We start from the raw sequence: 15,360 nt of genomic DNA on the forward strand, positions 1-15,360 counted from the left end.
TTAAAAGAAAAAGAATAGAAAAAATTAAAGAAACAGGCAACTTCTTGTTCAAAATCGAACAAGAAGTTGCCTGTTTTTGTTTGAAAAAACGATATGAATTTAAAAACGTAAGTTTTTCAGTGCCCTCCTCCAGAACAGCTAGGGTTTACTAAAATTGGTTGGAAAACGATTATAGGATTAATTATTTTGTATTTCATGACATTTTCAACTGGTCAAGAGGCAGTGCAACGTTACTATTCTGCTCGAAATGAAAAGACCGCTGTATGGGGATCGCTATTATGTGGAGTTCTTATGACCGTGTATGCATTCATACCAGCAGTGTTGGGATTAATTGCTTTATCTGCTTTTCCAAATATTGAGGCAAATAATGCGCTTGCAACGGTTTCGATTGAGTTATTGCCACCTCTAATTGCAGGATTATTATTATCTGGTGTTATTTCAGCTACGTTATCCAGTGCTTCTGGTAATTTACTTGCTGTAGCTAGTGTATATGTGAAAGATATACATGGACCACTTCTAAAGAAAGTAGTGAAGGAAGAAAGTGAATTAAAAGCTAGTAAGTATGTTGTACTAATTGCAGGTTTGTTTGCAATCGGAATATCGTTGTTCAGTCAACAGATTATTCCTTTGCTTGTATTTGCATTTACCATTCGATCAACAGGTCCATTTGCAGCATACATTCTCGGCTTACTTTGGGAGAAGGTTACACCAAATTCGGGTTATTACTCTATTATTGTAGGTACAATTGTAGGGGTTTCGTGGCAGTTAGCGAAGGAACCTTTTGGGATAATGGCAGTAATCGTTGGATGTGTAGCGAGTTTAACAACATTTTTACTAGTGAACTGGATTGAAAAGAAAAAAGGAATACCGATTGCTCCATCTGCATACGAGTCAAATGAGTGACGCGCCCCTGTGTTAGATAAAATTCTACACAATTCTTACCATACACTACAATTCACCATTAAATAATATCTACTATAAATGTTCGAAAAAGGAAAAGTAACTGTTCCGATAAAATGAAAGTGCTACTAAATATTGGATGGGTGGTTGCCTTGCGCAAAACAAGAACATTAACTTATTAGAAAACAAAAAGAAAATCATCCCAAGGCATCGTGAACATAAGGATCGTTTCCAATAAAAAAATAGTAGTTTGACAACCACCACTTTATCGGTAAAGGTTTCAAGAGAGGAGCGTTTGAGTGCTTCTCTCTTTTAATATATATCCATTACAAATCACTAGCATCGATTTGGATAGGTTACTACCACCAAACCATTATAAAGGATTTTTTTATGGAGAAATTATTTTTCAGAAGATTCAGATTTAAATATAGTGTTGAATTATTTTAATGCGGTGCTAGTGAAAAAAATTATAAATAGATTTGTAGCTGGGGAGGGATTTTTTAAGTTGATTAGACCAATCATTCTAGAAAAATCAATTTCTGGTTTTCTTGTAATAACCGTTTTGGATATTTTATTTAACAGTAATTGAGGAAGGATGCTAATCCCTAAATTACTTTCTACCATTGCAACAATAGATTGGTTCGTATCCATAATTTCATATCTAATATTGGGTGTTATATTATGAACTTTAAAAAACTTTTTTAACTCGATATCTCCGCCCTTCCCCGGTAAAATAAAAGGTTCTTGATTTAATACCTTTAGCGTTACTTTATTTAACTGGGCTAAAGGATGTTCTGCGCTGATTATGCATAATAACTTATCCTTTTTTAAAGGGGGAAAGGATAGTGAAAAAAAAAAAGGGTTGTCCGCTACAAAACCACAATCCAATTGCCCTTCTAAAACTAACTGTTGTATCACCTCATAATTCTCTTCAAGGATAGAAACTTCGATACCTGGGTATTCTTCATTCATTTTTTTTAATATTTTAGGAATCCATTTTGTAGTGACGCTAGGAAATGTACCCACCTGCAATTGTCTATAAGTAACTATTAATTAAGTAAATGCGAAATAACACTCACCATGAAGAGGTGGGTGTTATTTCGTATTTTCCTTTGATCGTCACATGTGTGTATATGTCCACGCGGAGTCTGAAGGAAGCTGGAGGCAAATTTATTCTACAAATGGCTGAACACGACCAACCTTCCTCTCTTGGTTGGTTACTGTGTAAACAACAGTCCTAACTAGTTTCAAATGTATTCTATAAATAGGGGGTTGTGCTGTAGCACAAAATATTTTAGCTACTTGAATATATTAATTGACTGAATTATGTGAGATAAAGAAAGGGGTCCATTGTAAGTTTATTTAATATAGTTAATTATTGGAAAGAGGGATTGGGATGAAGAAGGTACAAAGAGTTGCGATACTAGGGGCTGGAAATGGCGGAATTACTGCTGCAGCGGATTTAAAAAGTAGAGGATTTGAAGTAAGTTTATATGAACTTCCTCAATTTAGAAAAAATTTAGAAGGTATCAAACAAAAAGGCGGTATCTTATTAATGGAACTAAATCAGGAATCTTTCTACGAAGTGGATTTGGTAACTACTGATATTGTTCAAGCTATTCAAGGAGCAGATGTTATAATGCTGACGGTCCCGGGATTTGCAATTGAGCAATTTGCCGAACTATTGGCACCGATTGTATCAGAAGAGCAAGTGATTTTGCTAAATGGGGCTGCGGCAATGGGATGTGTACGTTTTGTAAATAAAGCAAGAGATTTAGGGATTAATAAGAAATTTAGTATAGCTGAAACAAATTCACTTACCTATGGAACACGTGCATTCCCTGCGGAAGCTATTGCAGAATTGTCTTTACGTGTAAAAAAGATTTTTCTAGCCGCGTATCCACATACCGAAACAGAGCGACTACTTGCTGTTTGTTCACAACTTTATGATTGCTTCGTTGCGGCAAAAAATATATGGCATACGACATTAGAAAATGGAAATCCGGAGGTTCATCCAGGTCCTTGTTTGTTGAATGCAGGGAGAATTGATTATTCTCAAGGGGAGTTTTGGCTTTATAAAGAAGGGATTACGGAACATACGATTAAATTGCTTCATGCTATTGAAGGTGAGCGTATGGCAATTGGAAAGGCTTTTGGATTTGAACTGGAGGATGCGGTCCAAAGTAGAGCAAGAAGAGGGTATTTTAGTAACGAAGAGGAAGATCTCCAAACCCTTTTTAATACAAGTGAAGTATTCACTAAAATCAAAGGCCCTGTAAGTGTTCAATCACGTTACTTTACTGAGGATATTTCTAGTGGTCTTGTTCTCTGGTCCGATTTAGGAAAAGTAGCGGGAGTTCCAACGCCGAATATAGATGCAGTAATAATTTTAGGTGGGACCCTGTTAGAACAGGATTTTAATAACGATGGACTTCATTTGAAGAGCCTTGGTTTGGATGGTTTGTCGGTTCAGCAATTAGTAGAATTTGTATAAAAAGGGTGAATGGGAATGGGGAAGGTAAGAGTAAAAAGAAAGCCAACATTATTCGAGGCTATATCTTGTCTAGTTTTTATGGGATTAGTCATTGGTATAGGTTTTGGGATATTTGGAATTGGGATTCAAATATTATTAGTTATATCCGCTGCATATGCCGCTTTTATTGGATGGAGAGTTGGTCTAACATGGGACGAAATGGAAAAGGGTGTTTCTACTCGAATAGGTAATGTAATGCCAGCAGTTTTCATCCTATTTGCAGTAGGTATTGTAATTGGTAGTTGGGTATATGCAGGTACTGTGCCAATGTTAATCTATTATGGATTGAAGATTATAAGTCCGGCATTTTTCTTAGTGACAGCTTTTATAATCGTTGCCGTAGTTTCTACTGCAACAGGAACTGCATGGGGATCCACAGCTACAGCTGGTGTTGCGCTTATGGGGATAGCTGCGCAGTTAAATATTCCGCTTGGGATGGCAGCGGGAGCGGTGATTGCAGGGGGAGTTTTTGGGGATAAATTATCGCCATTGTCTGATACGACTAATTTGGCTCCGCTTGTTTGCGAAGTAAACCTTTTTGATCATATTAAACATATGTTGTATACGACCATTCCAGCTTCTTTAATCGGGATAATTGTTTATATGATAGTTGGCCAGCAGATGTACGGTAATGAAAACGTAGATATTGCGGCTATTAAGACACTTACTGGTGAGCTAGATTCTATTTATAATTGGAACGTTTTTATGTGTTTACCATTCTTAGTTATTTTTTGGGGTGCTTTTTATAAAAAGCCAACCGTACCAGTTATGCTTCTTTCGTCAGTTGTAGCACTAATAGTAGGAATGTTATCCAACTCTTTTTCCTTTACTGATGGTCTACAAGCTATGGTCAGCGGATTTAATCTATCAATGGTCCATTCAGCAAATTTTGATGCTTCCGCTATTTCTGAAACTGTCCTAAAGTTACTTAATCGTGGGGGAATTTTCTCTATGACGACTATTGCAGTAACCATTATTTGTGGATATGCTTTTGCTGGGATAGTGGAAGTAGCTGGATGCTTAGAGGTAATCTTAGAATCATTCTATAGTAAGGTAGAGAAAGTATGGCAACTAATAGGGGTAACAATTGCTGGTAGTGTTGCGCTTGTTTTCACGGCAGGTGTTGCTTCAATTTCTATTATCATGGTTGGCACACTGTTAAAAGATGCCTACAACAAGATGGGATTAGATCGTAAAAATCTATCCAGGACTCTAGAAGATGCCGGCACCATGATTTTACCATTTGTTCCTTGGGGAGTATCTGGTATTTATTATTTAGAGGTTTTAGGGGTAGGAGTCGGAAATTATTGGATGTGGGCAATCCCATGTTACTTATGTATTGTTTTTGCCATGATTTTTGGATTTACTGGTTTTTCCATAGCCAAAACAGACAAAACAGATGCAAAAGTGAAAAGCGTTTTAGTTAGATAGAAAACTACGTTATAGGGATATAAAGAAAAATCCTTCTGAAAGGAAGATGACCAGTTTGCTGACTCCACAGGAATTTTTGTTTCTTTTGGTCGTCTTCATAGCTAATACTGTTGAATCCATGACTGGTTTTGCAGGTACCTTGCTTGCAATGCCTGCATCTATGCAATTGATTGGCGTAGATGAGGCAAAGACTGTTTTAAATGTAATTTCACTTTTATGTTGTATTTGGATCACTATATCGTGCTATAAAGATACGAATTGGAAGCAACTTTTTAAAATCTCCATTTATATGATACTAGGTATGATTGTAGGTATACTTCTATTTGACGTTGTTCCAGTATCCATTTTATTGAAGTTTTATGCACTACTCATTATTTTTATTGCCTTGCGAAAGTTTTTTGCGAAGAAGGATTTTACCCTTTCTCCGAACATTCTAATCTGGATAGTTGTAATGGCGGGAGTAGTACATGGATTATTTTTATCAGGTGGTTCATTATTGGTTATATATGCTGCCACAGCTTTGAAAACGAAGAAAGAATTTAGAGCCACTTTAGCACCGCTTTGGGTCATTTTAGATTCCTTCTTATTTATAAATCAAGTTCGTTTAGGACATGTGAACGAGACGACCATCCCATTGATACTTTGGTCAATCATTCCATTGATTCTGGGTATTATGCTTGGTATCAAATTATTTCCAAAGATAAACCACCAAAACTTTTTAAAGTTAACGTATATTCTTTTATTCATTTCGGGAATTTCCTTACTTTTAACATAAAGCGTTTTTCCATATATGACTAAAGATGCTCATGGTAAGATAGAAAAGGGGTAATGGAATGAGTGTCTTATTGAATGTATTATATAAATATGTTGTAAATAGTTTTGATATACAACTACTAGCCGGTCATGAGGGTATGGATAAATCTGTGAAATGGGTGCATATGGTAGAAAATGAAGAGATTTCTACTTTTTTAGATGGAGAAGAAGTTGTTTTCACAACTGGAATAGGGATATATGAAAATAAAGACTTTGATTTATTGGAATTAGTAAAAGAAAACATACGTAATGGTGCTAGCGGAATGGTAGTGAACATTGGACCATATATTCCGAATATTAGCGATGAAATCCTTGCCTATTGTAATGAAATGGCATTTCCATTATTCACAGTACCATGGGAAGTAAAGATGGCGCGTATAATAAAAGTGTTTTGCATGTATATTTTAGAAGCAGAAAAGTATGAAATGGAAATTTCTAAAGCTCTTGAAAAAGCATTACTTGCACCGATGCGAGAAGATTTGTATATACCTATCTTTGAAGAATATGATTTTAAACCTGAAAATGAACTGCGCTTTACAATGTTTAGTTGTAAACTACATCCTGAAATGAATAATAAAATTATAAATGAACTAACTAATAAGATTGAATTTTTCTCCTATCAATTGGATGGGAAAATTGCCATTGTAAATATAGAAGACTCGTTCATTCTTTGTTCCGTTCAACTGAATAATTCTAAATTAGAATTATTAAAGGAAAAAGTAAGTAGTTTTTTTACTATTAAAGCTCCCGAGTCACAGCTACAATTTATGTCACTTGGAAAAGAAGTGAAGAAATTAAATGAGCTACATAAGCATTTTATTAGAGCGAAGCAAGTTCATAAAATCAATAGCAACGGATTAATTTTTAAACCGATAGAGGACGAGCAGTCACTGGGTGTGTATGAATTATTATTATCATATGTAGAAAAAGATGGGGGAGAAAAATATTTTCAAACCATGCTTGGACCGCTTTTACAATATGATAATGCAAACGATACGGACTTAAGTGCAGTATTAAAATTATATTTAGAAACGAACGGACGTGTCAATGAAGTGGCGCAACGGATGTTTGTACATCGGAATACTATAAATTATAAAATCAAAAAAATTGAAAGCTTGCTAGTCTGCGATTTATCCGATTTTTTTGTTAGGCTTAATCTGTCCGTAGCATTTATGATGAAAGTGGTTTTATGATGTAATATGAAAACGCGTCTCTGTGTTAAGTTAAATATAAAATATTCAGATAATTATCGATAATTCACTGAAATTGGCAAGCACGAAATGACGTCCACTCGACGAACGGGTGGGCGTTATTTCGTGTTTTCATAAATAGTGATTTGTTATGTTTCAACTACTCAATAATCATTTTAAAAAGCGTCCCTACAATGTTAAATAGATAGATAACAAATGAAGAAAACGGGTTATTCGACGATTGAATACCCGTCTCTTTCTAGTTTACGGGGCAGTTCATATAAGGGTTTTTATTAACTTTGTCGTGTTCACGGTCCGGTTTGTCTCATGTATCCAATTATTAGGATATTTTATTTAAGTATACTTTCTTCATACTATTTGTTAGGAAGGAACAGGTGTAAACGCCAAGTTCCAGTTTTCCTTAAATTTATAATACTCCACTTTATTCCTATCAAAAATATTCTACTTGTGAGTTTTAAAAAAAGAGGAAATCACCCTCTATTTCCCAATTTTCCTATTCTTCATCTTCTGTTGCTTCTCCAGCTTCCAGAAATGCTGCAGATACTTTTTCAAATTCTTCATCCGTTTCGATTTCCGCTAAGTCTTCTCCATCAACTACTTGGAAAAAGAACACGTCCATGTCTTCTTCTGTTTCTTCTTTTATATCCTCTGCAAATGCAACAGCTGCATACTCTTTATCTTCAATCGTTAAAAGCCCGATTACTTCGATTTCTTGTTCGCGATCCTCTTCATCTAAAACCGTTAGGATCTCTCCCACTTCGATGCCGCCCATTTTTTCTTCCATTTAAAGTTCCTCCTATTTTTGTTCCGTTATTCTTTCATTTATTTACCGACTACAACTTATTTACACAAAAGCAATAAATTTTTAAATCTGTTTTGCCCATATAGTATTTCACTTACCTATGTTTTTATTCGTGACTCCATGCATATTCAAAAGCGTCCCAGTGCTTTAAATATTTCTACACTGTTGTGACAATAGATCAATAGGAATGAACAAGCTAGAGATCAACAATAAGTAAACGAAGCTGTAGAAAGTAATAAATCGAAGGGTCGTCATACAGCAGAAATAGTTCTGAATGTTATTGACAAATTTAATCGTATCTTACTACATAAGAGTCGAAATAATGCCTTTAAAGAAGTGAGCATCGTTTGAATTTCATTTTTGTTTAGAAAAATCAAAAAATTCTAATTGACATTAACAAGTTATTTAATTATTATGTATTTAAGTATTATTGTATACAATTATACGTTAATGAGGTGATGTAAGTGACGAGTCCTAATTATCAACAAAAGTCGGCTAAGGATTATGCGTATTTTGAAGTAAAAGAATTGATCATTAAAGGTGAATTACCACCGGAAGAGGCGATAATCGAGGAAAAATTAGCAACCCTATTGGAAATTAGCCGAACCCCATTAAGAGAGGCTTTGCAAAGACTAGAATGGGAGGGGTTGGTTAGCAGAAGGAAAAATGGAAGATTAGAAGTTGCTTCCATTTCAACTAGCGAACTAAGAGAGCTGTTTAAAATTAGAAGCGCATTAGAAGGAATTATTGTTGTACATGCAACCAAAAAAGCGACAAATGAAGACTTGGAAAAATTAGAGGATTGTGTTCAGATGATAAACTTGTTGTCAGGAAGTGATAGGGTTGATGATATCCTTCAATATGGAAAAGCCTTTCACAACATTTTATATGAAATAAGTGATCTTGAAACTTCGGTTAGGATATTAAGACAGTTGAATGATCACATTGATAGGTACCGTAGACTGGTACCATTTGAGAAAACTAAGTCCCAAAAACCTATTCAAAGTGATCATGATCTTATATTAAAAATTATGAGAGAAAAAGATTTAGATAAAGTTGCGAGTGTAATGGAAGAACATATCATGAAAAGCGCGGAAATTGCAATTACCGCGGTAACGAAATATGAAAGTGGTATTTCAAAGAGAAATGATTAGAATTGAAGGGAGCTTTACAATGAGAACTAGAAGTTTAGAAACTGAAATTATTCATGCGATTACTAAACCAGATGAAAAAACGAGGGCCGTTTCACCGTCAATCGTTCCAGCGGTTGCCTATGCTTTTACGGATGTTGAGAGTGCGATTGATACAGTGATGGGAAAAACGAATGATGTGTACTATGGAAGATATGGAAACCCAACTATTAAATTATTGGAAGAGAAAATTGCGTTTTTAGAACAAGGTGAGGAAGCGCTTGCACTTAGTAGTGGAATGGCGGCGATTTCAAATGCATTGTTATGCTATCTTACATCTGGTGATCATGTATTAGTGACAAAAGATATCTATGGGGGAACACATCACTTTTTAACTGTATTAGCCCCACGTTTTGGTATTGAGTTTGATTTTGTAGACTGCACGGATTTGGAAGCGGTTGCAGCTAGTATTAAGAGTAATACAAAAGTGCTGTACATTGAAACACCTTCCAATCCAAGTTTGACAATTTTAGATATTAAGGCACTTTCTAAGTTGGCACATGAACAGGGATTGGCAGTAATTGTCGATAACACTTTTATGACACCTTTACTTCAAAGACCATTGGACCTAGGAGCGGATTTGGTTGTTCACAGTGCAACGAAATATATTAATGGTCATGGCGATGTCATAGCAGGCTTAGTGGTAGGTAACAAAAGAGACATTTCATTTATTAGAAAAAATCTGATGGGCGATTTAGGGCAAAACTTAAATGCATGGGAAGCATATATGATACTAAGAGGGATTAAGACAATGGCTATTCGTATGAAAAAACATAATGAAAATGCGCTGGCAATTGCGGAGTTTTTAAACGAACATCCATTTATTTCAAAAGTTAACTACCCTGGTCTAATTTCCCACCCTCAATATGAATTAGCTCAAACTCAGATGGAAGGTATGGGTGGAATTGTAACGTTTGAATTGAAAGGGGATTTTGATACAGCGAAAAGATTCCTTAATCAGTTAGAGTTAGCAATGATATCGTTTAGTTTAGGAGATCCGGAAACTTTAGTTCAACATCCAGCTTCTATGACTCATGCATCTATACCGAAATCAGAAAGAGAGAAGTTCGGAATTTCTGATGGATTAATACGCCTTTCAGCGGGACTAGAAAATGCCGATGATATTATAGAAGATCTGAAGAATTCTTTATTAATAGTTTCAAATGAGCTTCAAAAAGAATTGAGCTATTCAATATAAATATGTTGTTATCTAAAAGGGGGATACTGAAAATAATGAAAAAGCCTAATTATTTCTTTTTAATGTTAATGTTCATAGTTAGCATAGTCATTGCAGGTTGTTCAGAGGAAGCTGAAGGTCAGGATAAACCAGAAGGAAAAGGGAAATATCCTGACAAACCAATTGAGGTCATTGTAGCTTTTAATGCAGGTGGAGGAACAGACGTTGCCGCAAGAACTATATTAAATTATGCTGAAAAATACGTTGGATCTAGCTTTGCCGTTATCAATAAACCAGGAGCTGCAGGTGAAATTGGTTTTACATCATTAGCGGGTGCACCTGATAATGGTTACACAATTGGGATGATTAATCCACCTACGACGTTATTACATCCAATTCAAAGACCTAACGAAGTAAAATATAATTTAGATGATTTTTCTCTAATAGCAAATATTGTATCCGATCCAGGAGCGTTTGTAGTGAATGCGGATAGTCAGATTAACTCTTTGGAAGATCTTTTTGAAGAAGCTAAAAAAAGAAAACTTAATATGGCTTATGGTGGTCCAGGGACATCTGAGGCTTTAACATTACGCAGGGCAGAGGAAATGAAAGATGTCGAGTTCAACAAGATTCCTTTTGAAGGAACATCACCAGCTGTTGCAGCATTGATGGGTGGGCATGTAGATGTGCTCATTACAAATGCTTCGGAAGTCATATCTCAGTATGAAGATAAAAAAATTAAAGTGCTAGCTGTGGGATCAGAAGAAAAAATGGATTTAATGCCAGATGTTCCAACATACAAGGAAGAGGGATTAGATTTAACACAAATATCTATGCGCGGAATTGCAGCACCTAAGGGAGTAAGTAAAGAACAAGTCGAATTTTTGGCAGATGCTCTTAAGAAAACAATGGAAGATGAAGAGTTTATCAAGAAGGCAACAGAAATGGCATTACCTTTAGACTATATGGGACCCGAAGAATATAAAGAATTTTTGGAAAATTACAACGATGAGTTAGTGGAAGAATTTGAGAGAAATCCTTGGTAAACGCCACATATGAAGCAAAAAATTTATTAGAAAGGAAATAAATTATGGCATATGGAGTTATTGTTTTAATCTACATTATCAGTGGTTACTTTTTATATGAGTCTACAAAATTTGGTGGGGACGCAGGTATCTTCCCTAGAATGGTGAGTGGGGCAATAATATTTATCAACACTATCTATTTATACCAAACTATAAAAGAACAAAAAGAAAATAGTAAAGAAATAGAGAAGGAAAGAAATAAATTACCAATAAAACCTTCAAAGCAGTTTTATGTAATTTCCATCTTATCCATTTTGTATATAGCTTTACTTAGTCCAATAGGTTTTCTGATTGTTACACCGATTTATTTGGCTAGTATTATGTTTTATCTAGGTGGAAGAAGTAAAAAGATGGTATTTATTTGTTCTATCGCTTTTACTTTTGTAATTTACTTTTTCTTTACTTCGCTACTACATATTACTATTCCACAAGGTATTTTAAATTTATAAAAGGAGGTGATGGAATTGGAGGCAGTATTTCAAGCATTGCTTAACACATTGAGTTTTCATAATATCGTTGTGTTATTCTTAGGAACATTTATCGGTATTATCGTAGGATGTGTACCAGGGTTTAATGCATCTGTCGGAGTGGCGCTTACGATTCCCTTAACGTTTTCATTTGCACCAGATACTGGTTTGATTTTATTAGTTGCAATTTATGCAGGTGCAGTTTATGGAGGTTCGATTGCTGCTATTTTGATCAATACACCGGGGGAACCAGGGAATATCATCACTGCGATGGATGGTTATAATATGACAAAAAAAGGGCAGGGTGGTAAGGCGTTAGGAATGGCGGCAATCGCTTCGTGGATAGGTGGTAGTATTAGTGCCATTTTCCTGTTCTTATTAGCACCCCCGTTATCAAAATTGACATTACTATTTGGCTCATTTGAAATGTTTTTATTGGCTATATTTGGATTATCCATTATAGTCGGTTTATCGAAAGGATCTATGGTCAAAGGGCTTATGTCTGGAGCATTAGGCGTATTGTTGGCGACTATTGGGATAGATTCGATTACAGGATCTTACCGATATACAATGGGCTTGCCATCTTTATATGAAGGGCTTCCACTTGTAGCTGTAATAATCGGCCTATACTCATTGGGTGCGGTATTCGAGTTGGGAGAACAAAAATCTGCAACTATACAAAATGCAGGTGTAAAGGTTAATAAACGAGATATTCTTCCTAACTTGAAGGATATGAAAAAAACTATTAAAACAATTTTCCGAAGCGGCGTTATTGGAACATTTGCAGGGATTACTCCTGGTGCGGGAATGAGCATTGGCTCTGCCGTCAGTTGGGAATATGCTCGAAGAAGTTCTAAGACACCTGAAAACTTCGGTAAAGGTGAAATTGAAGGCGTTGCTGCTGCAGAGGCAGGAAATAATGGAGTTGTTGGTGGTTCTTTAATTCCATTATTAACCTTAGGGATACCTGGTAATGCAGTTTCAGCTATCTTTTTAGGAGGATTACTAATTCATGGTCTTCGTCCAGGTGCAGCACTATTTACGACGCATGCTACAACAACGTATGGATTGATCTGGGGATTTTTATTCGCCAACTTTGTAATGATCATTATCGGGTTACTAGGCACTAGATTCTTTTCGAAGTTAGCTATTGTTCCCGTTTATTTGTTAGCACCACTCATTTTTGTAATCAGTACTGCAGGCACTTTAGCAGATCGAAACTTATTGGCTGATGCAGTGGTGATGATAATTTTCGGTATTTTCGGTTACTTTTTAATAAAATTAAAATTTCCATTAGTACCGCTAGTTCTAGGTTTTATTTTAGGTCCTCTTGCAGAATCGGAACTAAGGAGAGCGTTATTGATAAACCAAGGTGATTTACTTGCCGCTGCACTTCACCCCATCTCAATAATACTAATTGTTCTAATTATTTTCTCTTTGTTTGGAACTCAATTAAAAATCCTTTCCAAACAATTAGTTAGAAAAGTGAAGAAACAGGAGTTGGGTGGTGCTGAAAATATATGATGAGCTCTTTTGAAAGGATTCGTAGACTCTTAAAAAATGAACCCGTCGATAGACTTCCCTATAGTTTTTGGACACACTTTCCAGGAATTGATTTAATTCCTGAACAGCAAGCAGAAGTAACCTATCAATTTTCAAAGGAATTTGATGTTGATTTTATTAAACATATGCCGAATGGACTTTATATGGCGGAAGCTTGGGAATGCAAGTGTAACTTTAATGATATTGAACAAGGTGGTGTTGCAAAAGTTGAGAAATATGCAATTCAGCATGCCGAAGATTGGGAAAAACTAAAAATTATTGAACCGACTTATGGTTCATTGGGAAGAGAACTTGAAGCTCTAGATAGTTTGATAAAGAAAGTAGATGGTACTAAGCCAATAATATGTACAATTTTTTCTCCTTTAACGATGGCACAAAAAATTACAGAAGATATTGGATTTTATCTCCAATATCACCCCAATGAATTAAAAAAAGGGTTAGAAATTATTAGTGCAACCATTATAAAATTTGCAAAAGAAGCATTACGAAGAGGTTGTGATGGAGTGTTCTTTGCAAATCAAATGGCAACAAGGAAATCAATCACACTTGAGAAATACAGAGAATTTGGTGTTCCATTTGATTTAGCTGTTTTACATGCGATTAAGAATGATTCCTGGTTTAATGTAATGCATTTACATGGTGAGGAAGTTTTATTTGATGAAGTGAAAGAATATCCCGTTCAAGCGATCAATTGGCACTTATGGGACAGTGATCCTTCTATTGAAAGGTTCTTGAAGGAAAGCGATAAAGTAATTATCGGAGGGTTGAAAAGAGCTTATATTACATCAGGTAATATCGATAGTATCAGTCAACAAATTGAGCAGATTTGTAGTCAAACAAGACAATCCAGGATAATTTTTTCTCCAGATTGTGTCATCCGTTATCCAGTCGTAGACGAATATATCCATCAAGTAAAGGATAAAATCATAGAGTTATCTAAAAAAGAGGAAATAATATCTTTACCACTCGCTGAAGCGGAAAAAGACCACTGCCTTCAGTCTGTAGGAAGTTCGAATTACAGAACTTATGAAACCGGCCAGTTTCAAGAAAGAGCTGAAAACAATGGTATATCTTTATTTAAACATATTCCATAAGAATTGAGAAGTGCCCAGCAAAATATGTTGTCCCTGTGCAAGAGAACATTCTGTACTATTCTGAAAAAATAATACAATTTCAATTTTTAAAAGGTAGTTATTAATAACCAGATCCCGTTCACCAAGATACTGATGAACGGGATTTTCATGTTTGTAAGACGGGAATCCCATCCATCGATTTTAAAGGGTTATCCCTGCTAGAGTGCAGTGCTTGGTCTCATTTTCCGTCATAAAAACTGGTATTTACCCACTACAACTTACATGTACACAAAAGCAATAAATTTTTTAATCTGTTTTGCCTATATAGTATTTCACGTACTTATGGCTTTATTCGTAACTCATTGTACATTCTCAATTTCTTTTATTACCCTAGCTGGATTTCCACCGGCGATCACATTATCTGGGATATCTTTTGTGACGATTGCTCCGGAAGCTATCACTACATTATTCCCTATTTTCACTCCTGGATTAATAACAGCTCGACCGCCTATCCAAACGTTATGACCGATATGTATAGGCTTTCCATACTCGAGAACTGTTATTCTTTCTTGTGGATTTAACGGGTGCGTCGCAGTATATATATGCACACCAGGAGCGATAAAACAGTTGTCCCCGATTCGGATTTCACATACATCTAGAAACACACAGTCAAAGTTAGCATAAAATTTTTCCCCTACATGAATATTGTAGCCATAGTCACAACGAAACGTTGGTTCGACATAAAAAGCACCATTAGTGGAACCAAACAACTCTTTGATTAACTCTGTACGCTGCTCGTCATCCGTTTCGATTGTTTCATTAAATAATCGTGTCAATCTTCGTGCATTCATTCTTTCGTTTAATAGTTCAGGATCAGCTGCATTATACAGCTCCCCATTCAACATCTTTTCTTTCTCTGATTTCATACAAGTCTACTCCTCGATAGAAATACCTTTAAGTTTCGTATAAAAAAGTGTATGTGTGTTATATATAATTCAACACTATTTTGGCAATTCATTAAAATTATAAGAACTACCCAATCAGCGGAGAACGCTGTCTGTCGTATCTTAAAGTTGTTTGTCAAATTTTATGAAGTCTTGTAAAGGAATTTCTGA

At 35.5% G+C, this 15,360-nt stretch carries 14 protein-coding genes; 11 read left to right on the forward strand and 3 right to left on the reverse strand.

Annotated elements, in window-relative coordinates; genetic code table 11:
* The first annotated feature begins 180 nt into the window (after window positions 1–180).
* A complete protein-coding gene (locus FG383_RS15175; protein ID WP_281285341.1) occupies window positions 181–903 on the forward strand; it encodes a sodium:solute symporter family transporter in 723 nt (240 codons plus the stop codon).
* A 435-nt stretch (window positions 904–1,338) separates the two neighbouring features.
* Here the strand turns inward: FG383_RS15175 and FG383_RS15180 are convergent, their stop codons facing one another.
* Complete coding sequence (locus FG383_RS15180) at window positions 1,339–1,926, reverse strand: LysR family transcriptional regulator substrate-binding protein (protein WP_185907965.1); 588 nt, start codon at window positions 1,924–1,926, stop codon at window positions 1,339–1,341.
* A 370-nt stretch (window positions 1,927–2,296) separates the two neighbouring features.
* Between FG383_RS15180 and FG383_RS15185 the strand changes: the two genes are divergently transcribed.
* From FG383_RS15185 to FG383_RS15200, 4 genes are read left to right on the forward strand one after another with little or no spacing between them, the layout of a single operon-like run.
* Window positions 2,297–3,394 (forward strand): NAD/NADP-dependent octopine/nopaline dehydrogenase family protein, encoded by a 1,098-nt coding sequence (locus tag FG383_RS15185; RefSeq protein WP_142608240.1) that lies wholly within the window; start codon window positions 2,297–2,299, stop codon window positions 3,392–3,394.
* A gap of 15 nt (window positions 3,395–3,409) precedes the next feature.
* Entirely contained in the window at window positions 3,410–4,864 is a 1,455-nt protein-coding gene (gene nhaC / locus FG383_RS15190; protein WP_142608241.1) for a Na+/H+ antiporter NhaC, read from the forward strand.
* A 55-nt stretch (window positions 4,865–4,919) separates the two neighbouring features.
* The gene (locus FG383_RS15195; protein ID WP_185907966.1) at window positions 4,920–5,639 is read left to right on the forward strand and encodes a sulfite exporter TauE/SafE family protein; all 720 of its coding nucleotides are present in this window, start codon (window positions 4,920–4,922) and stop codon (window positions 5,637–5,639) included.
* Window positions 5,640–5,697: 58 nt separating this feature from the next.
* Window positions 5,698–6,870 (forward strand): PucR family transcriptional regulator, encoded by a 1,173-nt coding sequence (locus FG383_RS15200; RefSeq protein WP_142608243.1) that lies wholly within the window; start codon window positions 5,698–5,700, stop codon window positions 6,868–6,870.
* A 511-nt stretch (window positions 6,871–7,381) separates the two neighbouring features.
* Here the strand turns inward: FG383_RS15200 and FG383_RS15205 are convergent.
* Window positions 7,382–7,660, reverse strand: coding sequence for a DUF1292 domain-containing protein (locus FG383_RS15205; RefSeq protein WP_142608265.1), 279 nt, complete (start codon window positions 7,658–7,660; stop codon window positions 7,382–7,384).
* 494 nt (window positions 7,661–8,154) lie between these two features.
* Between FG383_RS15205 and FG383_RS15210 the strand changes: the two genes are divergently transcribed.
* From FG383_RS15210 to FG383_RS15235, 6 genes are read left to right on the forward strand one after another with little or no spacing between them, the layout of a single operon-like run.
* A complete protein-coding gene (locus FG383_RS15210; RefSeq protein WP_142608244.1) occupies window positions 8,155–8,844 on the forward strand; it encodes a GntR family transcriptional regulator in 690 nt (229 codons plus the stop codon).
* 19 nt (window positions 8,845–8,863) lie between these two features.
* Window positions 8,864–10,078 carry a trans-sulfuration enzyme family protein gene (locus tag FG383_RS15215; protein WP_142608245.1) on the forward strand — a complete coding sequence of 405 codons (1,215 nt, stop codon included), beginning with the start codon at window positions 8,864–8,866 and terminating at the stop codon, window positions 10,076–10,078.
* Between the two features lie 35 nt (window positions 10,079–10,113).
* The gene (locus FG383_RS15220; RefSeq protein WP_185907967.1) at window positions 10,114–11,103 is read left to right on the forward strand and encodes a tripartite tricarboxylate transporter substrate binding protein; all 990 of its coding nucleotides are present in this window, start codon (window positions 10,114–10,116) and stop codon (window positions 11,101–11,103) included.
* A gap of 44 nt (window positions 11,104–11,147) precedes the next feature.
* Window positions 11,148–11,591 (forward strand): tripartite tricarboxylate transporter TctB family protein, encoded by a 444-nt coding sequence (locus tag FG383_RS15225; protein WP_142608247.1) that lies wholly within the window; start codon window positions 11,148–11,150, stop codon window positions 11,589–11,591.
* A gap of 15 nt (window positions 11,592–11,606) precedes the next feature.
* Window positions 11,607–13,133 carry a tripartite tricarboxylate transporter permease gene (locus FG383_RS15230; protein ID WP_185907968.1) on the forward strand — a complete coding sequence of 509 codons (1,527 nt, stop codon included), beginning with the start codon at window positions 11,607–11,609 and terminating at the stop codon, window positions 13,131–13,133.
* Window positions 13,130–14,266: a uroporphyrinogen decarboxylase family protein gene (locus tag FG383_RS15235; protein WP_142608249.1), complete on the forward strand. Its 1,137-nt coding sequence runs from the start codon at window positions 13,130–13,132 to the stop codon at window positions 14,264–14,266. Before FG383_RS15230 ends, FG383_RS15235 begins: the two co-directional genes overlap by 4 nt.
* Window positions 14,267–14,604: 338 nt before the next feature.
* Here FG383_RS15235 and FG383_RS15240 read toward each other — a convergent pair whose 3' ends face one another.
* The gene (locus FG383_RS15240) at window positions 14,605–15,171 is read right to left on the reverse strand and encodes a sugar O-acetyltransferase (RefSeq protein ID WP_142608250.1); all 567 of its coding nucleotides are present in this window, start codon (window positions 15,169–15,171) and stop codon (window positions 14,605–14,607) included.
* Between the last annotated feature and the right edge of the window lie 189 nt (window positions 15,172–15,360).

This window comes from Psychrobacillus soli (assembly GCF_006861775.1).
Classification (GTDB): Bacteria; Bacillota; Bacilli; order Bacillales_A; family Planococcaceae; genus Psychrobacillus; species Psychrobacillus soli.

What these genes read in the sequence shown, in the direction of transcription:
- FG383_RS15185 (WP_142608240.1), top strand. Translation starts at nt 2,297, where the DNA reads ATGAAGAAGGTACAAAGAGTTGCGATACTAGGGGCTGGAAATGGCGGA.
- nhaC (WP_142608241.1), top strand. Translation starts at nt 3,410, where the DNA reads ATGGGGAAGGTAAGAGTAAAAAGAAAGCCAACATTATTCGAGGCTATA.
- FG383_RS15200 (WP_142608243.1), top strand. Translation starts at nt 5,698, where the DNA reads ATGAGTGTCTTATTGAATGTATTATATAAATATGTTGTAAATAGTTTT.
- FG383_RS15205 (WP_142608265.1), bottom strand. Translation starts at nt 7,660, where the DNA reads ATGGGCGGCATCGAAGTGGGAGAGATCCTAACGGTTTTAGATGAAGAG.
- FG383_RS15215 (WP_142608245.1), top strand. Translation starts at nt 8,864, where the DNA reads ATGAGAACTAGAAGTTTAGAAACTGAAATTATTCATGCGATTACTAAA.
- FG383_RS15220 (WP_185907967.1), top strand. Translation starts at nt 10,114, where the DNA reads ATGAAAAAGCCTAATTATTTCTTTTTAATGTTAATGTTCATAGTTAGC.
- FG383_RS15225 (WP_142608247.1), top strand. Translation starts at nt 11,148, where the DNA reads ATGGCATATGGAGTTATTGTTTTAATCTACATTATCAGTGGTTACTTT.
- FG383_RS15235 (WP_142608249.1), top strand. Translation starts at nt 13,130, where the DNA reads ATGATGAGCTCTTTTGAAAGGATTCGTAGACTCTTAAAAAATGAACCC.
- FG383_RS15240 (WP_142608250.1), bottom strand. Translation starts at nt 15,171, where the DNA reads ATGAAATCAGAGAAAGAAAAGATGTTGAATGGGGAGCTGTATAATGCA.